General features: G+C 34.8%; 18 protein-coding genes and 1 tRNA gene. 10 read left to right on the plus strand and 9 right to left on the minus strand.

Features of this window, described 5'->3' with window-relative positions:
• Positions 1–280: 280 nt before the first annotated feature.
• From OZD70_RS04505 to OZD70_RS04515, 3 genes are all read right to left on the minus strand, one after another.
• On the minus strand, positions 281–1,606 hold the full coding sequence (locus OZD70_RS04505; RefSeq protein WP_275021164.1) for a dihydroorotase: 1,326 nt from the start codon (positions 1,604–1,606) through the stop codon (positions 281–283).
• 122 nt (positions 1,607–1,728) lie between these two features.
• Positions 1,729–2,970 (minus strand): hypothetical protein, encoded by a 1,242-nt coding sequence (locus OZD70_RS04510; RefSeq protein WP_275021165.1) that lies wholly within the window; start codon positions 2,968–2,970, stop codon positions 1,729–1,731.
• A gap of 102 nt (positions 2,971–3,072) precedes the next feature.
• Positions 3,073–3,252, minus strand: coding sequence for a hypothetical protein (locus OZD70_RS04515; protein WP_240327867.1), 180 nt, complete (start codon positions 3,250–3,252; stop codon positions 3,073–3,075).
• Between OZD70_RS04515 and OZD70_RS04520 the strand changes: the two genes are divergently transcribed.
• The gene (locus OZD70_RS04520; RefSeq protein WP_458695148.1) at positions 3,209–5,146 is read left to right on the plus strand and encodes a heme lyase CcmF/NrfE family subunit; all 1,938 of its coding nucleotides are present in this window, start codon (positions 3,209–3,211) and stop codon (positions 5,144–5,146) included. The genes OZD70_RS04515 and OZD70_RS04520 overlap by 44 nt on opposite strands.
• 700 nt (positions 5,147–5,846) lie before the next feature.
• Complete coding sequence (gene secF, locus OZD70_RS04525) at positions 5,847–6,725, plus strand: protein translocase subunit SecF (RefSeq protein ID WP_275021168.1); 879 nt, start codon at positions 5,847–5,849, stop codon at positions 6,723–6,725.
• On the opposite strand, the gene OZD70_RS04530 is transcribed toward secF, so the two are convergent.
• Positions 6,722–7,237 (minus strand): TIGR02281 family clan AA aspartic protease, encoded by a 516-nt coding sequence (locus OZD70_RS04530; protein WP_275021170.1) that lies wholly within the window; start codon positions 7,235–7,237, stop codon positions 6,722–6,724. The genes secF and OZD70_RS04530 overlap by 4 nt on opposite strands.
• 134 nt (positions 7,238–7,371) lie before the next feature.
• On the opposite strand from OZD70_RS04530, the gene yidC reads away from it, so the two are divergent.
• From yidC to nusB, 3 genes are read left to right on the plus strand one after another with little or no spacing between them, the layout of a single operon-like run.
• Positions 7,372–9,081, plus strand: coding sequence for a membrane protein insertase YidC (yidC, locus tag OZD70_RS04535; RefSeq protein ID WP_275021171.1), 1,710 nt, complete (start codon positions 7,372–7,374; stop codon positions 9,079–9,081).
• A complete protein-coding gene (locus OZD70_RS04540) occupies positions 9,059–9,487 on the plus strand; it encodes a 6,7-dimethyl-8-ribityllumazine synthase (protein ID WP_182182690.1) in 429 nt (142 codons plus the stop codon). The genes yidC and OZD70_RS04540 overlap by 23 nt, the downstream gene beginning before the upstream one ends.
• Positions 9,487–9,969: a transcription antitermination factor NusB gene (gene nusB / locus OZD70_RS04545; RefSeq protein ID WP_182182688.1), complete on the plus strand. Its 483-nt coding sequence runs from the start codon at positions 9,487–9,489 to the stop codon at positions 9,967–9,969. Before OZD70_RS04540 ends, nusB begins: the two co-directional genes overlap by 1 nt.
• Positions 9,970–10,033: 64 nt before the next feature.
• On the opposite strand, the gene OZD70_RS04550 is transcribed toward nusB, so the two are convergent.
• The 3 genes from OZD70_RS04550 to ygfZ form a co-directional block, all read right to left on the minus strand.
• Positions 10,034–10,177: a hypothetical protein gene (locus OZD70_RS04550; protein WP_275021172.1), complete on the minus strand. Its 144-nt coding sequence runs from the start codon at positions 10,175–10,177 to the stop codon at positions 10,034–10,036.
• A 1-nt stretch (position 10,178) separates the two neighbouring features.
• Complete coding sequence (gene dut, locus OZD70_RS04555) at positions 10,179–10,640, minus strand: dUTP diphosphatase (RefSeq protein ID WP_275021173.1); 462 nt, start codon at positions 10,638–10,640, stop codon at positions 10,179–10,181.
• 140 nt (positions 10,641–10,780) lie between these two features.
• Complete coding sequence (gene ygfZ / locus OZD70_RS04560; RefSeq protein ID WP_275021174.1) at positions 10,781–11,587, minus strand: CAF17-like 4Fe-4S cluster assembly/insertion protein YgfZ; 807 nt, start codon at positions 11,585–11,587, stop codon at positions 10,781–10,783.
• A 153-nt stretch (positions 11,588–11,740) separates the two neighbouring features.
• On the opposite strand from ygfZ, the gene OZD70_RS04565 reads away from it, so the two are divergent.
• From OZD70_RS04565 to OZD70_RS04585, 5 genes are all read left to right on the plus strand, one after another.
• The gene (locus OZD70_RS04565) at positions 11,741–12,031 is read left to right on the plus strand and encodes a co-chaperone GroES (RefSeq protein ID WP_375138149.1); all 291 of its coding nucleotides are present in this window, start codon (positions 11,741–11,743) and stop codon (positions 12,029–12,031) included.
• 100 nt (positions 12,032–12,131) lie between these two features.
• Positions 12,132–13,781 carry a chaperonin GroEL gene (groL, locus tag OZD70_RS04570; protein ID WP_275021176.1) on the plus strand — a complete coding sequence of 550 codons (1,650 nt, stop codon included), beginning with the start codon at positions 12,132–12,134 and terminating at the stop codon, positions 13,779–13,781.
• A 682-nt stretch (positions 13,782–14,463) separates the two neighbouring features.
• Positions 14,464–14,967 (plus strand): protein-disulfide reductase DsbD domain-containing protein, encoded by a 504-nt coding sequence (locus OZD70_RS04575; RefSeq protein ID WP_275021178.1) that lies wholly within the window; start codon positions 14,464–14,466, stop codon positions 14,965–14,967.
• 283 nt (positions 14,968–15,250) lie between these two features.
• Positions 15,251–16,585, plus strand: a complete 1,335-nt coding sequence (locus OZD70_RS04580) for an alanine:cation symporter family protein (protein WP_182182680.1) — start codon at positions 15,251–15,253, stop codon at positions 16,583–16,585.
• Positions 16,586–16,704: 119 nt separating this feature from the next.
• Positions 16,705–18,981: a hypothetical protein gene (locus tag OZD70_RS04585; RefSeq protein WP_275021179.1), complete on the plus strand. Its 2,277-nt coding sequence runs from the start codon at positions 16,705–16,707 to the stop codon at positions 18,979–18,981.
• A gap of 138 nt (positions 18,982–19,119) precedes the next feature.
• Here OZD70_RS04585 and OZD70_RS04590 read toward each other — a convergent pair whose 3' ends face one another.
• Both OZD70_RS04590 and OZD70_RS04595 read right to left on the minus strand, forming a co-directional pair.
• On the minus strand, positions 19,120–19,548 hold the full coding sequence (locus OZD70_RS04590; RefSeq protein ID WP_275021181.1) for a hypothetical protein: 429 nt from the start codon (positions 19,546–19,548) through the stop codon (positions 19,120–19,122).
• A gap of 95 nt (positions 19,549–19,643) precedes the next feature.
• Positions 19,644–19,719, minus strand: a tRNA-His gene (locus OZD70_RS04595).
• Between the last annotated feature and the right edge of the window lie 37 nt (positions 19,720–19,756).

A 19,756-nucleotide genomic window follows, 5' to 3' on the forward strand; every position in this document is an offset into this window, starting at 1 on the left:
GTGAAGACATAAGGTGCACATAGTGCAAAAAATTAAAAATAAGACGCCAACTACGTTGTTTTCTTGCTGTTTAATCTGCACAGATGAAGATAACTGAATACCTTCAGTACCATGATAAGGGGGCTGGCGGAGTTTGTCAAGTAAGTTTTTTCATTTCTATTCCCAATGTTATATGGTTATGCAAGAAGTCTAGTGGAATCGACTAAGATTTCTTAATTTAAATTTAGGTGCACTTAGCCCATTCTGGTGATAATAAATTGGAATAGATAAGGTATGATAACTAACTTTCCTGTGAGTATATAGTTTTGCCAGATACAACAGTACGTACTACGTGCCCTTTTACTTTGCGCCCATCGAAAGGGGAATTCTTTGATTTACTAGCAAAGTTGTCAGTTTTAATTTCCCATTCATGATTGAGGTCAACTAAAATTAAATCTGCAGCAAGGTTTTTTTGTATACGACCACGTGGTATGTGTATTATATCTGCAGGCTTATATGTCAATTTTGCAAGCACATCAAGTAGACCCATTTGCCCACTGTGGTAAAGTTCAAGTGAAAGGGGCAGCATTGTTTCAAGGCCAACAATACCAAATGCAGCATTTTCAAGCGGCAGATCTTTAGAATTACGATCATGCGGAGCGTGATCAGTTGCAATGCAATCAATCACACCTGTCTTTAAACCTTCAATTATAGCTAAACGATCTTCTTCAGTGCGAAGCGGCGGGTTCATTTTTGCAATTGCTCCATGTTGTTTTACTATATTTTCAGTCAAAGTGAAGTGATGAGGGGTTACTTCACATGTAACATTTAATCCTAAATCCTTCGCACGTTTAATAGCATCAAGTGAATCTTTTGAAGAGACATGTAAAATATGGTAGTGCACATTTTCCATATCTTTCATGAGCAGTATATCGCGACTTACTATAACCGATTCTGACGCACTCAAGATCCCCTTTACTCCCAATTCTTCAGAAATTTTACCTTCGTTGATTGCACCACCTGCTGATAAATTTAAATCTTCTGCATGTTGAGCAATAGGAACACCCAGCATACTTGAATAAAGCAGTGCCTGTCTCATAATCATTGGGTTCATAACTGGCATGCCATCATCAGTGAACCCAACCGCACCTGCTTCCTTTAAAAGGGCCATTTCAGTCAACTTTTCTTCCGAAGTGGTGATTTTAGCGTAAAATTCAATGTTTACATGTGAAGTTTCAAGTGCTCTATACTTCAAATATTTAGCCAAAACAACGCTATCAATTGCTGGCACAGTGTTCGGCTGACAAACTACAGTTGTAACGCCTCCCGCAGCTGCAGATTTGCTGCCTGTATATATAGTTTCTTTATGTTCTTGGCCTGGTTCACGAAAATGTACGTGAATGTCAATAAGGCCTGGCATTAGAACAAGCCCTTTACAGTCTATTGTTTCATCGACCCCACTTGTTGAAAATAATGATTCACCAAAGTCAATAATTTTATCCCCTTCAGTCAATAATGAACCTTTTATATCAAGCTTAGTTTCCGGGTCGATAATACGAGCATTAATATATGCAATTTTATAGCCTTTCTTTTGCCCTGTTTGCAACAAATTCCAAGTTTGAGTCATTATATTTGAGTATCGATTATAAAATAAATCTAAAGTTTTTTTAACAAAACACAACCAAATAAAAACGCAGACTAAAGTTGCAAGAGCTGTCTTGAATTAAAATTGTCCCAAAAATTTGGCTCTTATAACCGAGTTACTTCAGTTTTAACGTTAATGTGTGAAACTCTTAGCTCTGTTGGAGGATTTTCTAGCTGAACATCTAACTTATTCTGTATGTTAAACAAACAAATCAAAGCTGAATCAAAATTTTCATCACACTGCTTCGCTTCATGCATACCATCGATTATTTCCTCTAATTCTTCCACATCATCCATTTCTTGCGGCGCACTTTTTAATATCGCTTTTATTTGGCTTAAGTTTTGACAAATTTTCTCCTGATATCCAGCAATTCTCTCTTGATATATATCAATCATTTTTTGACATGCGTTGCCTCTAAATGGATGTTCTTTTTTCTCTTTTATGTAAGAACTTTGAAAATCTTTACAGTTAAGGATTGCTTCTCTATGTTTTTTTATGTCATTAATTGCACTGACTATCGACTTATCTATTTTCTTCAAATTTTCTTCCCGTTCTTCTCTTTTAATTATACTTTTGGATTCATTTTTCATTTGGTTCATTTTGTCATACAGGTTTCTGCATTCTTTGCAAGATACCATTGGTTGTAATATTCCTTCTTCTACACCTTTATTGTAAAAATTCTTCAACTCATCACTTGATAGTATTGTTATAGCATCTTCCCTTTTACCTTGTGATTTAGGATACTTTTTATTCAATGAACTAACATGATTTAACAAGAAATCTTTAACTAGCCCTTCTCTTTTTACTTCGGATAATTTTTCTAGTGTTTCTATATATTTCAGAACTTCCGCAAAGAGCTGTCCACCAGATGGAGCAAATCCTGGAAGTGGTTTACTCTGAGCTTTATAAAAATCGGTTTGTAAAAAATCTTCAGCTTGTTTTTTTATTACTGAAAGTTCATTGAAGGCTTTTTCTGGATTGATTTTTCTCAAAATACTAATAGTTTTTCTAATCGCTTTTTCTCTCTTTTTATTATCTCGCTTTTCATTTAATATCAGATGTTCAGTTTTGGTAAAAGCATCACCTTGATCACTCTTTGCAATGTTACAAACGATGTTTTTTACAACTTTTTCAGTTGCTGCATAATCTATTTCTTTTGCAAAGCAGTCAACAAATGATTGCCAAACTTTTTTATTAACAAACTTACTTGTCTTATTTTCAAAATCTTCTCTACTTTTGAATCCTAAAATAGTATAGAGATTTTTTTCAACTATTGGTTCGGCATGTTGTTTTGCCACTTTACTTTTTATATTGAATGGAAATTTACTAATCTTAGTTGTACCCATAATGTTACCTCAATATTAATGCTATCTATAAAAATATAAAGATTTAATATTTAATTTTTAATTAATACTAGCACAGCTAACTACGGGGGCATTATGCTAGCATCAATAGCAAGCGTCAATTAACACTTTAACTTCTAACTTGTCATCGGTAATATTGTTTATATAAAAACTATAATTTTTTATGCCTGAACTTGGGAATATATTGCTACTCATAGCCTGCTTATTGTCTTTGACATATTTGTTTTTACCTCTTAGTTCTTGTCGGTTTATTACCACTGCCATATTTTTTTGTGTATCAACATCAATGGCTATTTTGATCTACTGCCACATTACAAATGATTTCTCACTCGAAAACGTATTTTACCACTCACACACAACAAAACCTTTGATCTATAAGATTTGTGGAGTTTGGGGAAATAAAGAAGGGTCTATGTTGCTTTGGACATTAGTACTTACCTTTTACCTATTTCTGATGGGTATTTTTACTGATAACGACAGTAAATTAAAAAAACCCTCTCTAATCACTCATGGGCTGATTTGCTTTTGTTTTTTACTGTTCACTTTACTTGAATCAAACCCCTTCACTAAAATGTCAGGCATTGAAACAGATGGATTGGGTTTTAATCCGATATTGCAAGATATAGGTCTTGCTATTCACCCACCAATATTATATTTGGGGTACCTTGGATTTAGCGTTCCTTTTTCGCTCTCTATAGCTGGATTAATTGCAAATACTGAAGGAAATGTTTGGGCTAAAATTGTCAGGCCTTGGGTACTTATTTCTTGGTCGCTACTTACTTTGGGCATCAGCTTGGGTAGCTGGTGGGCATATCGCGAACTTGGGTGGGGTGGATTTTGGTTTTGGGATCCAGTGGAAAACGTTTCTCTAATGCCGTGGCTAATTGCAGTAGCACTAACACATCTGTTACTTGTGGTACGAAATTTCAATGTTTTGAGAAATTTTGCTATTTTGCTTACGCTTACAACTTTTATACTGAGTGTAACTGGAACATTTCTAGTCCGCTCAGGAATACTCACCTCAGTGCACACGTTTGCAGATGATCCAAAATATGGACTATATATATTAGCTTTGCTCAGTGTAATTACAGTAAGTAGTTTAGTAGTATTTATCGTATTTGTAAAAAAGAATAGATCTCTTGCACAACCACTTATCATCCAAGTAGCTGACACTGGGATCCAGGAAAAAAATATGTGGATTCCAGCGTCACGCGCTGGAATGACATCAGGGGACATACCAAAGCAAAACTTCCCTATTTTCTCACGTTTTACAATGATGTTAATAAACAACCTATTATTTATTACAGCTTTTTTTATTGTGTTCGTTGGCACTTTATACCCTACAGTGCTTGAGTATTTAACCGGTGAATTAATTTCAGTTGGAGCACCATATTACAATTCTTTATTTAATCCTATTGCACTGGCTATTCTAGTGCTCACCATAATCGGGCAATACTGCCGTTGGCAGGGAAATAGTCTATTGCCAATATTCCGCGAATATAGATTTTCATTCTGCAGTGCTGTAGCTATTTTGCCGTTTATCTTTCACATGGAGCTAATAATTGTGCTATCAATTACTATCTCCATAGCATTATTAATCTTTGTTTTAGAAGCATACAGTAAAAGAATTTGTTTGTTTAAGGCAGCGTTTAGTGAGTCAATTTTACTTGCAAAAAAAGTTTCCAAATCTTACTATGCAATGATGCTTGCTCATGCTGGAGTGGCAATTCTAGTGCTTGGTATAGCTTATTCAGTTGGTTGGCAGGAGAAAAAAGAAAATTACTTAAAAATAGGGGATAGCATAACAGTCAATAAATTTAAAGTTACTTTGCAAAACATTGAGCTAATAAAAGAAAAAAATTTCCATGCAGTGAGAGGTACAATGGATATCAGGAATTTGCTGAATAACAAGATATTGGGTGAAGTAACTCCTGAATATAGATTTTACCTTGCGGAAGGTCAAAAAAATGTTGAAAGCAGTATCTACCACAATTTGCTTTCTGATATTTATGTTGTAATTGGAGAGATTGATAAGAGTAAGAGCAAAATTGCAGCTAAAGTGCACTATAAACCTGGAATGTCTATAATCTGGCTTGGATCCTTTCTCATCGCTTTTGGTTCGCTCTTTGCCGCTTTTCCTTTATTGAGAAGATTTTAATAGGACTCCTTTATACTATAACGAAAAAGCTGCTTGACAAACTCCACCAGCCCCCTTATCATGATAGTCAAGGTATTCAGTTATCTTCATCTGTGCAGATTAAACAGCAAGAAAACAACCTAGTTGGCGTCTTATTTTTAATTTTTTGCACTATGTGCATCCTATGTCTTCACAACATTTCTAGGTTTTTGCCTATATAAGCTGAAACGCGCTTATAAGTCGTTTAAGACAGTATAGTACGCCAATTTGCAGGATTAGGGAGTGAACACTAATTACCACGGGATTTCTTTGCCTTTTTTTCTGCTTAGTAAATTTCTTAAATATTTTAGCTAAGGTTAGTTGCACTTAAAAGCAGCTAAATTGCAGTGTTTAAGACTTAAAAAACGCCAAATACTGAAAATAGATATTAACCGGGGCTTTTTTTGCCTTTTTTTTCGTTTGGTAAATTTCTTAATATTTATAGCTAAACGACAACCGTCATCCTGCTACAAGTTAGCGGCTAAGAGATACCGCAGCGGTATGACGTAGAATTTTACACTCACCAATTCAGTGCACAATCAATTTTTCTGGATCCCAGACTGGGATGACACCATTATAGAACGAACCAGTGTCAGCTACTCGGATGACAGAGAAGTTCAACCACAAAATAAACTAGTGAATTTTTTGAAAAGTATATAAAATTCAAGTTTAAGTAAACAGCATGGCACTTAGACTCATTCCAGATAACCTCAATATCAAGTTTAGTAAATATAGGAATTTGACTGCATTAATTAGCATTATTCTTATCATCTTTTCAATGCTCATTGTTGTGTTACGTGGAGTGAACTTAGGCATAGACTTTGCAGGCGGAATTTTGATAGAGATAAAATCTTCAGATGAGAATCACTCTATTCTCGATGCATTAAAAGAAAATGGTTTTACAGTGCAGAGTTCAAAAGCGGGTGATAATTTAGTCATGCATTTTAAAGATGAAGGAGATGAAGATAAAATCAAAAAGATAAAAAGCATACTAGAAGAAAAGCTGGGGAGCTCAATAAGTTATCGTAAAATAGACTATGTTGGCCCACAAATAAGCTCAACACAAATATTTGAAGGAATGTTATCCATGTTGATCGCGATTGTTGGAATATTTTTTTACGTTTGGTTTAGATTTAATTGGCAATGTGGATTCAGTGGAATAACAGCACTGATTCATGACGTGATTTTAACTGTTGGTTTTATTAGCCTAACTGGCATTGAGTTTAATATTTCATCAGTTGCAGCTCTTCTCACTGTCATTGGTTATTCAATCAATAACTCAGTAATTATATACGATCGGATTCGAGAGTATTGCAAAAGTGGTAAAAGTGGGCGGATGAGTGAGATAGTAGATGCAAGTATCAACTCTACATTATCTCGCACTATATTAACCTCGGGTACAACCCTTCTTGCTGCTCTTCCTTTGACATTAATCTGCACAGATGCAGTGAGAGACTTCAGCTTGATCATTTTTTTTGGTATTTTGATTGGCACTTGTTCTGCAATATTTATTTCTGCTCCTATATTGACCTATATAGTTCTAGATCATAGGAATATTTAGTCGCGGTATAATATCAACTTACTATCTCTTATAGTGAAATGAAAATATCTTAAAAAGCTCATTCCAAGTAGTGAATGAGACATAGAATGAGTGTTAACGCTCGCCTGTACATCATTAACTAAAAAATTTCCTATTTTAACCTGAGGGATGTGAACAACACCAGCTTTTATTTGACCTTTCGCAGTTTCATATATTTTAAAATCCTGAACGTTTTGTAAGTTAATACCAACATGTAATGCGTCTTTTTGTGATAGAACAATATCGGTTGCTCCGGTATCAAGCAAAAACGTTATATTGCGATCATTGACCTGAGCCTGAATATAAAAGTGTCCATCATATGATTTCGTAAATTCGATACTTCCACTATTCTGACCACTATTTTGAATTCTCCCTTTATATGGTAAAAAAGTACTGAGAAATCTGTCGCTTAGTTTATCCCTTTGTGAATCAATAAGCATTGAAGTGGCGGCTATTATTAGTAACCAAATAACTAGATTTTTCACCGCGTTCATATTGTTAAAATTTGAAGCTATTAAAATAAATTTTAAAGATTAGCGTTAAAAGTTATTATTAAAAACAAGTAAATTTTATTGTTTTAGTACAATATTTAATATACACTTTAAGAAGATATGTTTAATTTAATTTCATGTCAGAAGCAAAAAGTTTAATTTTAGCAGCTATCCTTTCCATGTTGATCATGGTATCTTGGCGCATTACTTATGATAATTTTTTTAGTGCAAACCAAAACCAGCCATTGATTGAAAATATTGAACATATCGAATCTTTTAACGACCTTGCTCCTATAATACACCAAAATCGTTCTGAAATTATTAATTCTACTCGAGAACAGAGGGTTAATTTAACCAATAACATGATTAAAGGATCAATTCCCTTGAAAGGTGCAAGGTTTGATGACTTAATCTTAACTAACTACCACTTAGAACCGAGTTCTTCTTCTCCACAAGTGGTGTTACTGTCACCTGCAGAATCAAAAGATGTATATTTCGCAGAATTTGGGTGGCTCGATCCGAATAAAAAGATTAAAGTTCCAGATTCTAAAACAGTTTGGCAAGCAGATAAACTTAATCAAAAAGAGGTCAATTTATTTTGGGATAATGAAAATGGCATTTTATTTAGAATGAAAATTAGCCTTGACGATAACTACATGTTTAAAGTTGAGCAAATTATTGAAAACAATACAAAAGATAATGTAGTTTTGGTTCCTTATGGTAGAATTAACCGTAAACGTGACAATATCAACGAATCTTATTGGATATCCCATGAAGGAGTGCTGGGTGCATTTAATAATAAACTAGAGGAGTGGACATATAAGGATATTTCCAAAAAACATTTAATAAAAGCAAGCACGAGTGAAAAAAATTGGTTTGGTTTTGCTGATAAATACTGGCTTACAGCCATCATACCTGAGAAATCTGATAAAATAAATGTAAGCATTAAACACACGAACGTTAATAATACTGATAAATTCCAAGTAGATTTTGTCAAACCTTACAAGAGCATACTTCCTAGCGCAAGTGTTTCTAATGTGAATTATTTTTTTGCTGGAGCAAAAAAGTTGAATTTACTGGATTCTTATAAGGATACTCTCAATATACCTTTATTTGATAAAGCTGTAGATTTTGGTGTTCTTTATTTTATAACCAAGCCAGTGTTTTTACTGCTTGAATATTTTAACTTCGTTTTAAAAAATTTTGGCTTAGCAATATTATTGCTGACTTTAGTAATCAAACTTTTGATGCTTCCCTTATCTAATAGATCATACATTTCGATGTTCAAGGTGAAAAGCCTGCAGCCTGAATTAACTCGTATAAAAGAGTTGTATAAAAATGACAGCTTAAAGCAGCACAAAGAGACAATTGCGTTGTTCAAGAGAAACAATGTAAACCCAATGTCGAGCATTTTTCCCATGCTAATACAAATACCGGTATTTTTTGCTCTATATAAAGTATTATTTGTTACTATAGAGATGAGGCATGCTCCTTTTTTTTTATGGATTAAGGATCTTTCAGCTCCTGACCCAACGAACATCTTTACATTCTTTGGGTTGTTTAATTATAACTTTCCTATTTCTATAGGCATTTTACCTATAATTTTCGGTGCCACAATGATAATTCAGCAGAAGCTAAGTGAGAAAGATCAATCCAGTAAAGATGATATTCAAGTAAATGTTATGAAGTTTTTACCTTACATTTCTGTCTTTATTTTTTCTTCTTTTCCTGCCGGCCTGGTAATATATTGGATATTTAATAATATTATAACTCTGATTCAACAATCATTAATAAAGTTGCTTTTAACAAGAAAAGTGGGGATGAATGTCGAAAATACTAATAGTTAATTCAATTTACCACACTGAAATAGTGAACCTTCTGCTTGAAGGTGCAGTCGATAGATTAAAAGAAAGTCATGCAAGCTATGACATAATTGAAGTTCCTGGTGCATTTGAGATACCAGCTACAATTCTCTTTGCAGTAAAAAGCAAGAATGCTAATTATGACGGTTATTTAGCTCTTGGGTGCGTGATTCGCGGTGAAACTGATCATTATAAATACGTTTGTAAAGGAGTAATCGAAGGCTTAAATGAAGTTATTATGCATTATGCAATACCCCTTGGTATGGGCGTAATTACCGCTGATAGCAAAGATAAAGCACTAATTAGAGCTGACAAAAACAAAAAGAACGTTGGTGGCCATGCAGCCTCAACTGTTTTGCATATGATAGATCTACACAATAAATTAAAATAATGGAAGAAAAACCAGTAGATAAAAAGTGGCGCATAAAAAGAAGTACGGCAAGATTTCTTGCCGTACAAATTGCTTATTCAAATATTTTTGTAAGTTACAACAAAAGCACTTTTAAATTGGAAAATTGTGAGCTTAAGGACTACATAAGTAAGTTGAAAGATATATTTGAATGTGAAGAATTTGAACATCAGTTCTTAGAAAACTTGTTATATAAGGTTATAAAAAGCAGTGAAGAATATGATAAAATAATAGAGTCTTATTTACATCCAAGCTGGTCCCTCTCACGGTTAAATCTTATAAGCTTATCTATCTTGCGTGTTGCAATATGTGAGTTGATTAATTGCGATACACCAGTTCCAGTTGTTATCAATGAGTATACTAACATTGCATCTGATTTACTTGATAAACCAAGCAAAATTGGTTTTGTTAATGGATTATTGGATAAGGCAAAAGATGCAGTTAAATTAAATAAAAATCCTTAGCAATTATAGCCAGCAAACACAGGGTGTCATCCGAGTAGCTGACACATAGCTGTATGAACATTGTCTACCAGGAAGGTATCATCCCAGTGCTTGACACTGGGATCCAGCTTTTGATAATTTCATCGAAAATGTTGTATAGTGCACAATCAATTTTTCTGGATCCCAGTGTCAAGCACTGGGATGACATCATAGTCAAGCTTTTTCGCAAATTACCTACCACTTGAACCAAAGCCCCCTGCATTGCGGCTGGTTTCTTCTGTGCAGAATTCTTCTCTGTCATCCCAAATTACTTGAGATACAGGAGAAATAAGGATTTGTGCGATTCTATCTCCTCTTTTTATTTCATATAGCTGATTACTTAGATTAATTAGGCAAATTTTAACCTCACCTCGATAATCAGAGTCTATAGTGCCAGGAGAGTTTAAGACAGTGATTCCATGTTTTACAGCAAGACCAGAACGTGGGCGGATTTGCCCCTCAAAACCGTTTGGTATTGCAATCACAATTCCAGTTGGAACAAGTAATCTCTCAAGTGGATTTAAAACAGCAGAGTCATTCAATGCAGCATAAAGATCCATACCAGCACTCTGCGTAGTTGCATAACATGGAAGAGACAAGTCTTCTCCGTGTGATAATCTTTTTATTTCTACTTTAATTTTACTTCTTTGCACTCCAATTTACCAATTATGAAGATTTAATTATAGCATGTAAATTGTATCTGCAAAAGTAATAAATGTTACATCGTAAATGATGTCATTCTGTGCGTGACGCCAGGCCATAAAATAAGTTTTTCGTTTCTATATGTGCTACCTTAAAACTTCAACGTCTTAACGCACTTAACCCCATCGACATATAAATTTGCATGACTTTTTTGAGTATTAAGCAATGCAAGTCCAATGTTGTCTACACTAGAGCGCAGTTCCCCTATTTCCTCATTATTTTCATTTGTCACTTTAGTGCCAATATCTGGAAGTACGTTATCCCCCTCAACAAGATAAAGTTTTCTTCTGAATATTTCTTGTCTGCTCATTCGATTTACGACTTCCTGACCTACATAACACCCCTTATTAAAGCTTATACCATTTGCCTTATCGATTAAATATTGCAATGGGAACGATGAATTTTGTATCATATCTTTTGCCCCATCTGGGACAAGGTTTTTAATTCTAACTTTTTCATATTTAGTAAAATCCACAACCGGTTCTTTTATTTCATCTTTATGTATGATCCTCATTCCTAGCAGCTTGTGCCTTGGATCTTGAAAAATAACTTGTGACTTACTACTACACTCCGCCAACTTAGTATCAAACAAAACTCCAACCTTATATAGTGCACTAATGTCTTTAATTTTCACTCTCAAATAAGTTTTAAGTAAATCTAGTTTCTCGATTATTTGCTGTAAGTGCACATTTTCGCACTCTAAGAAAATATATCTACCATATTCAATAAGAAAAAAATCATATAGGTATTTTCCCTGAGGGCTAAGCAATAAAGAGTAAATGGCTTTTTGGCTATCCAACTTATTAATATCATTGGTTATAATGCCTTGCAGAAAATCTCTAGTGTCAGGCCCATATAGCACTATTACACCACGACTTAAGAATGGTATATAACTCATGAAATCTCTATAAATAAACCTAAATTTTATTATATAACATTAGGCTCTTTATAGAAACTGCTTTTGGTGTGCATATTTCACAAACTCCAGCCCTTGAAATCTAACTTACGAGTATATATATAAAGTTATATGTTAATTTGAGCGGAAAAGCAAATGTTAAGTATAAATTTAAATGTATTGGATGATAGTGTACTGATCAAGCCTATTAGCGAGGAAAAGCAGGGTGGAATTATGCTTCCATCAAGTGCTGAAAAGAAACCTACTAAAGGTGAAATTGTAGCAACTGGTGAAGGTTCACGCAACTCAAATGGCGAACGCGTAGCTTTAACTGTAAAGGCTGGTGATAAAGTGTTCTATCGTCAATGGGCTGGTACAGAAATAGAACATAATGATGAAAAGCTTATCGTGATGAAAGAGTCCGATATACTTGCCGTCATTAAATAGCAGTCTTTATTTTACTAAACTGAAACAAAGCGCAACATGGCGCATTGTAAATGGTTTTATTATAGTTTTCTAAATTTTTTATTAACAAGAGGTGATAAAAATGACTAATGTAGTAGTATCAGGTGAGCAGTTGCAACAAGCCTTTCGTGAAGTCGCAGCAATAGTGGATTCAACGGTAGCAATAACTGCGGGACCTAGAGGAAAAACAGTAGGGATTAATAAGCCCTATGGAGCACCAGAAATTACAAAAGATGGTTATAAGGTGATGAAGGGTATCAAGCCTGAAAAACCACTAAATGCTGCAATAGCAAGCATCTTTGCCCAAAGTTGTTCTCAATGTAACGACAAAGTTGGTGATGGTACAACGACGTGCTCAATATTAACTAGCAGCATGATAATGGAAGCTTCAAAATCAATTGCTGCTGGAAACGATCGTGTTGGTATTAAAAACGGAATACAGAAGGCAAAAGACGTAATATTAAAGGAAATTACGTCAATGTCTCGTACAATTTCTCTAGAGAAAATGGATGAAGTAGCGCAAGTTGCGATAATCTCTGCAAATGGTGATAAGGATATAGGTAACAGTATTGCTGATTCCGTGAAAAAAGTTGGAAAAGAGGGTGTGATCACTGTTGAAGAGAGTAAAGGTTCAAAAGAGTTAGAAGTTGAGCTGACTACTGGCATGCAATTTGATCGCGGTTATCTCTCTCCGTATTTTATTACAAATAATGAAAAAATGATCGTGGAGCTTGATAATCCTTATCTATTAATTACAGAGAAAAAATTAAATATTATTCAACCTTTACTTCCTATCCTTGAAGCTGTTGTTAAATCTGGTAAACCTTTGGTTATTATTGCAGAGGATATCGAAGGTGAAGCATTAAGCACTTTAGTTATCAATAAATTGCGTGGTGGTTTAAAAGTTGCTGCAGTAAAAGCTCCAGGTTTTGGTGACAGAAGAAAGGAGATGCTCGAAGACATAGCAACTTTGACTGGTGCTAAGTACGTCATAAAAGATGAACTTGGAGTCAAGATAGAAGATCTGACACTTGATGATCTTGGTACTGCTAAAAATGTTAAAATTACTAAAGATAATACCACAGTTGTCAGCGAAAATAGCGATTCTGACGATGTGAAAGCTAGAATCGAGCAGATCAAATCTCAAATTGAAACTTCAACTTCTGATTATGATAAAGAAAAGCTAAGAGAACGTTTAGCGAAATTATCAGGTGGTGTTGCTGTGCTAAAAGTTGGTGGAGCAACTGAAGTGGAAGTTAAAGAACGTAGAGATAGAGTTGAAGATGCGCTGCATGCAACAAGAGCTGCAATTGAAGAAGGCATAGTTCCAGGTGGTGGAGTTGCACTTCTTTATGCTTCATCTGTTCTCGACAAATTAAAAGGTGCAAGTGACGAAGAGCAAATAGGCATAAACATTATCAAGAAAGTTCTCGGTGCTCCAATTAGAAGGTTAGTTAAAAATGCTGGTCTTGAATCTGCTGTTATCATTGACTATTTGATTAAGCAGAATGATAAAGAGCTTATATACAACGTTGAGGCTATGAATTACGCTAATGCATTTACAGCTGGTGTGATTGATCCAGCAAAAGTGGTACGTATTGCTTTTGAAACAGCAATATCTGTTGCGAGTGTGCTGATTACTACTGAATCTATGATAGTTGATGTACCAAGCAAAGAAAATGCTTCATCTCCTATGGGCGCAGGAGAAATGGGTGGCATGGGTGGATTCTGAGTAGAGTGAAGCCGTGGAGCAATTGCTCCACGGTAGTTCCAAAAAACCTCACATTTTACTATTCGTTAAAGGTAATACGTTTGGTGCAGAAAGGCACTACTGTTTGTATCCGTTTCATCCCTTTATATTGTGGTTGTCTAATAACAAAAAGGCAGCATAAAAGAACTATAATCCCTAGTATATTTATACTATAGCTGACCCAAGCAACACGTCATACCGCGATTCATTCCACAACTGTACGAACATTATAATATGGCACATAGTAAACGATGTCATGAAAGTAGCTGACATTGGAATTCAGAAAAAAGGATGATGTCATTCCAGTGCTTGACACTGGAATCCAACCTTTCCATAATCACCAAAGCATTGTATTTTAACAAAAAACAGCTATTTTTATGCTTGCCAACTTAATAAAATTCCTGGATTCCAGTGTCAAGCACTGGGATGACACCCTCCTGATGGGCCAAAATCACAATGTTCGTACAGTTGTGGATTCATTCGCGGTATCTCGGCATAGATTCCGCTAACAAGTAGCGAAATGACGAATTTGTCGTTTTTTAGATTGTTGTAAGTCAGTTTAGCTATAGCATAATGCTATATTAATAAATAATCTATATAATGTTATTAAATATAATGCTTAAAATCTAAATTATTTTCTCTATAAAAGGAGAAATTTGCCTTAATGAAAATACATATATATTTAATATTGTTTTTATTTTTCTCTTGCACCCAATTATATGCTGACGAGGAAATTGCAAAATTTGATTTACTTATTGGCGAGATAAATGAAGCAAGCTTCACTCTTAAAGGTGCAATAAAGGTTACAGTAGAACCAGGCTGGCACATATATTATAAAGATCCTGGAGATTTCGGTCTTCCCACTTCTTTTGATTGTAAGGGTAACAGATTAAACATAGATATTTACTGGCCTACTCCAAAGGAACATAGAGATAAAGTAGGAAGAGGGATATTTATCAGTAACGTATATAAGGATATGGTATTATTTCCCTTTAAGATGAATGTGTTTTCAAATCAAGGGTATATTGACCTTAACTTCCATATAAATTATGCGATATGTAAAGATAGGTGCATCCCTAAAAATGTTGAGATAAAAACCAGGCAACCACTAAAGGATTTTATAGATTCTGATATCAATAAACTTATAAATGAGTGGTATGAAAAATAGGGTTCTCATGGGGTAGGTGTCATTCCAGTGCGTGACACTGGAATCTCATTTACTTTTTTGTTCACTATGTGAGGAACTTGGGCCTACAAGTATATAAACATAATGGTTTCATATAAAAAATTTAGATCCCAGTGTCATGCACTAGGATGACAAGAAAGGAGCGCTAGGATGACAGAAAGAGGTGCTAGGATGACAGGAACGAAGTCATACAAACTCTAATAGAAAATAGGTTAGGTATTTTCAATTTTTGTTGTATACTTAAATAAAAATCTCACTTTTACAGATGGATACAGTAAAGTTTGTTTTATTACTGCCAACAATATTACTCATGCTAGTTGCTGGTGTTTACCTATCGGTTAAACTAAAATGGCTACAGATATTTAGATTGCCGTACGCCCTTTCACTCATTGGAGTTAAAAGAGGGGAAAATAAATTTTCTTCTATAGCCGCCCTGTTTACAATCTTAGGGGGAAATTTAGGAGTAGGAAACATTTCAGGAACTGCTGTTGCTCTAAAAACCGGAGGACCGGGCTCTATTTTATGGATGGCAATAATTATTGTTATCACTTCTGTGATAAAATATGTCACTTGTTATCTAAGTATAAAAACCAGAAAGGAAAAGAACGGACGGTTTATAGGTGGCCCTGTAGCCTACATGGCTGATGCATTTAATTCTAGAAAAGCTACAATTGTGTTTCTGGTTGTTATGATGATGGTTTCAATAACAGTTGGTAACCTTGTTCAGGTAAATTCTCTATCAATACCACTTAACATGATAGATGTGCCTGTAGTCATTGGTGGCATTGTAATGGCCATAATATTTTTTGTTGTTACAGTTCTCAGCTTAAAAAAAATTAAAATTTTTATATCGGCTATGATACCAATAATGACGGTAAGTTACCTCATACTTTGCGGTATCATATTATTTAAGTTCAGTGAAAATATCCTTCCTTCTCTAAAATTAATAACAAGCAGTTTTTTTACAACTAGTAGCTTTAACTCTGGTTTATCTCTAGGTTTGATTTTAGAAATGTTGACTATTATTCAAGTCGGAACTTTGCGAGGTATTTTTGCAACAGATATAGGGCTTGGCCTCGAAGGAATCGTGCACTCTTCAATTGTTCCTAAGAAAAATAATAATAAATTTATTATTGAACAGAGCCTAATCACAATAATATCGCCTTTTATAGTTGCATTCATAGTGTTTATTACAACAATGGTACTACTTGTCACAGATTCTTGGGTCACTGATTTAGAGAGTACTAACATGTGCATATTTGCTTTTAGAAAAGCTATGAATTGGCCCTATATTGACTATTTAATTATGGCCATAATGTTTTGTTTTGCCTTTACTACTATTTTTACTTGGTTTTTTTGCTCAAAACAGACAATACGCTATGCGTCTATGGATAATAAATACACTAAAATCTGGATTGTAATTTTTACCATGATCATTCCGCTTGGTGCGATGGGTAAAATCCGATTGCTATGGGATGTTGCTGATATCTCGATTGCTGCTTTGTTATTTATCAACATACTCGCTATACTCAAGTTAACCTCTCAAGATCCAGAAGTGTTTACTATGAGCAATAGATATTTAAAATTAGGCGCCAACTAAAAGTTGCCATCTGAGTAACAACACAACCTTCCTTAATAAAAATTCAACCAATGCTCATAATAATTATATTAGCTAGTATTAGCTAGAATTAAAGGCAGAGGGTTATTAGTGAGGGGTATATGAACACTAACGATACACAACAAGAACACATTTATAATGAGCGCATTCAAGAGTTTTTTCCTTTATTTGATAAAAAGGACAACCCAATTTATAATGCTAGAGTTGATTTTAACACAGTAAAGTTTTTAACAGAATGCACCGATTGGGATTGGAACGAAGATAAAGACAAAAATAAAGCATGTGGAGTTATTCTTCAGGAATGCAACAAGATAAAGAAAGCCGAACAAAAGCTCGAAAGTGAAGTTCAAAAAAGGTTGAAAGAGTATGTTGATGATGTTGCAGGAGTCTCAATGTACGGTAATCACGCAAGTATTACGCTGGGAGATGACAAAAAAGAGTTTAAAATCAGCGAATTTTTAAATAGTGATTTTTGTCAGAAGAATGGAATATCGGGGTTTTCAACATTGCATAGCGATGGAAAGAGCGGAATGCATGGTTTTGTTGCCGAGGAAGGAGGGGAAAAAATAAGACATTATGTCGTAACTGATGGTTCATATGAAATGACTTTAAAGTGGTATGCAGAGGGGAAAGAATGTGAGATCAAAATTAAGATTGATGCTAACGGTGTAGACCTTGTTAAAGGTGATGATTTTTCTCTAGAACGGTTAGAAGCAAACAGAGATGTAAAAATAGGTGGTTTATTCTTGCATAAAATAGAATTCAGGGAAAAAGGACAAGAAAAATTGAATGAGATGAAAGAATCATCTGAAATCGAAATAAAAAGTAACAGTAGAGATATTGAGCAAGAGGTCAAAAAGCCTGTTCAAAAACACCCAGCTACTCATATAAATCGAGAAATTGGATCTCAGATCCCTCCGCTGCCACCACTTAGAACTAGTTCACTTCCATCTAAAGAAAATGTTGTCAATGAGCAAGGGGGAAGCAAACTTGGAAGCCAAAACCCAGATAGAAGTGAGCAAATACCTAATAATCAGCAACAACCTAAAATCCCGCAACAAGAAGGAAACAGCAAAAGCGCTCTATTACAAGAGATCAGGAATTTCAAGAAAAACAACTTAAGGCACACTGATGTTGATGATAGAGAAGCATCAATAGAAAGAAGCAAAGAAAATAACCCATGGAAGAAACTCAAGGATAAAATTCCTTATTCACCTTTTTCAGATATGCATGAACACAACAGTGATAACCGTGGTGCTAGTGATGCTGAGTGGGAAGAAAGTAAACAGCCACTTTCTGTTCCAAAACCTAATAGCAAAAGTGACTCGGGCTATTTACCTCAAATTCATGCTCAATCTCAAGTAGATCCTGAGCAGTCAAAGAGGAGCTTAGAGAACATTGAACAAAGTAACCAAACTCCACCTAAAAATCTTCTTAAAGAAATCAGAGATAGATCACAGCAAGATAATAGAGGATTAAGGCAAGTTGATCCTACTGATAAACTGCCACAAGATAAAGAAGATGGGTTGCAAAAAAACGATTTAGCAGATGTAAAAACAGTAGAAGGTCCAACTGTTAGTGTCTCTGCTTCAACACCAAATAGTATAAGTGATTCAGGCTATTCATCTCCAACTCATGCTAATCATGAACAATCTCGAGTAAATTCTGGACAGTTAAAAGCGAGCCTAATGAATGTTGAACAAAGAGATGACACTCTACTTACGGAATTTACCAGTAAGTTGGATAAAGAAACTCAGAAGTTCCCACTAAAATCGGTGGATCAGAAAGAAATGAGCGAACAAACCAAAGAACATTTATTAGCAACTGGATTGCTAAAAGGAAATGCAGCGGAGACAAAAATAAACGATTCAGGCTACTCATCTCCAACTTATACTAGCCACTATAATTTTCAGGTAAGTCCTGAACAACTAGGGAAGAGATTAGAAACCATTGAATCAAAAAAAGAAGATACATTGGAAAAATTGAATGAAGGTTTAAAAGAACCTTCACAACAGGCTACTAAAACTAAAGATTTATCCTTAGACAGTATGTTGGAAAAAATAAAAGAAGGTAAACAATATGATCCTGTACGTAAATTATTAGAAAGAAAAGTGGCAGAACAAGAAAATGATAATACTAATCTGACTATAGACAAAAATAGCGAACTATATAAATTGCTAGAAAAAGATGCAGCACAATTGAAAGTCGGAGTAATAGAAGAAGAAAGAGAAGAAAGAAAAGATACTTTAACGGAACACACTGATAGTTATGATCGCAATAGAATTGCATTAGCTAATAGAAATAAAAGGCCACTGGGTTGGGCTAAACGTATTGCTGAGTCACAAGAAAAAGATACTAATAAAAGTATTTTGATGTAATTTGAGGTTAGGGAATGTTCAAAAAAGTGTGTCAAACTGCATTTTTAACTCAACTCAATTTTCAATCTACCAGGAAAGAAAATATCAAGTTGAGATATAGTTAAAGCCCAATTAGGTATAGTGGGAGTGTTAAATAAACTATTCATACCCCTCCCCTTTTGAAGGAAAAATTCTTTCAACTATAGGTGATATAATATATTCATTCACTTTTTCAGCAGCAAGTAGTGTAGCCACGGTTGCAAATATCCCTGCAATTGGCGCTATTACTCCTATTGTTGCACCTGCTAAAGCTGCAGAGCCCAGTCCAAGCATTGCACCAGGAAAAATAGCAGTTGCGGTTGCAGCAAGGCCAACTCCAATTGCAGCGCTTGTAACGCATAAACAAGCAGATCCGAAAAGATCTTTTTTGGAGAATTCTCCTTTTTTTACACTATTGCATATAAGAAATGCAGCTAACAATATTACAGGAATGGCGGCAATAATTCCACCTATAACCAAAGGTGATAAAGCTGTAAAACTCAACCCCAAACCTGTCAATGCTCCTATCACTGATGCTATACCACACAATACTAAAACTCCTTTAGGCCGTCATCCATATAACCTCCCTAATTAAATGATAATGCTACCATTTGTTCATATTTCTGTAAAGTAGAAAATTTTAGTGGGGCGAGCGACCAGGATTGAACTGGCGACATTCAGTACCACAAACTGACGCTCTACCAACTGAGCTACGCCCGCCAAGATATAAAATATCTAACATACGAGCGCAAATAGT

It is taken from the genome of Wolbachia endosymbiont of Drosophila tsacasi (genome assembly GCF_028982115.1).
In the GTDB taxonomy this organism is placed as follows: domain Bacteria; phylum Pseudomonadota; class Alphaproteobacteria; order Rickettsiales; family Anaplasmataceae; genus Wolbachia; species Wolbachia pipientis_B.

Coding starts and splice junctions, on each gene's coding strand:
- OZD70_RS04585 (WP_275021179.1), top strand. CDS start 16,705: ATGAACACTAACGATACACAACAAGAACACATTTATAATGAGCGCATT.
- OZD70_RS04515 (WP_240327867.1), bottom strand. CDS start 3,252: ATGGCAGTGGTAATAAACCGACAAGAACTAAGAGGTAAAAACAAATAT.
- OZD70_RS04530 (WP_275021170.1), bottom strand. CDS start 7,237: ATGAACGCGGTGAAAAATCTAGTTATTTGGTTACTAATAATAGCCGCC.
- OZD70_RS04540 (WP_182182690.1), top strand. CDS start 9,059: ATGTCGAAAATACTAATAGTTAATTCAATTTACCACACTGAAATAGTG.
- groL (WP_275021176.1), top strand. CDS start 12,132: ATGACTAATGTAGTAGTATCAGGTGAGCAGTTGCAACAAGCCTTTCGT.
- OZD70_RS04580 (WP_182182680.1), top strand. CDS start 15,251: ATGGATACAGTAAAGTTTGTTTTATTACTGCCAACAATATTACTCATG.
- OZD70_RS04565 (WP_375138149.1), top strand. CDS start 11,741: ATGTTAAGTATAAATTTAAATGTATTGGATGATAGTGTACTGATCAAG.
- nusB (WP_182182688.1), top strand. CDS start 9,487: ATGGAAGAAAAACCAGTAGATAAAAAGTGGCGCATAAAAAGAAGTACG.
- OZD70_RS04575 (WP_275021178.1), top strand. CDS start 14,464: ATGAAAATACATATATATTTAATATTGTTTTTATTTTTCTCTTGCACC.
- OZD70_RS04510 (WP_275021165.1), bottom strand. CDS start 2,970: ATGGGTACAACTAAGATTAGTAAATTTCCATTCAATATAAAAAGTAAA.
- OZD70_RS04505 (WP_275021164.1), bottom strand. CDS start 1,606: ATGACTCAAACTTGGAATTTGTTGCAAACAGGGCAAAAGAAAGGCTAT.
- yidC (WP_275021171.1), top strand. CDS start 7,372: ATGTCAGAAGCAAAAAGTTTAATTTTAGCAGCTATCCTTTCCATGTTG.
- secF (WP_275021168.1), top strand. CDS start 5,847: ATGGCACTTAGACTCATTCCAGATAACCTCAATATCAAGTTTAGTAAA.
- ygfZ (WP_275021174.1), bottom strand. CDS start 11,587: ATGAGTTATATACCATTCTTAAGTCGTGGTGTAATAGTGCTATATGGG.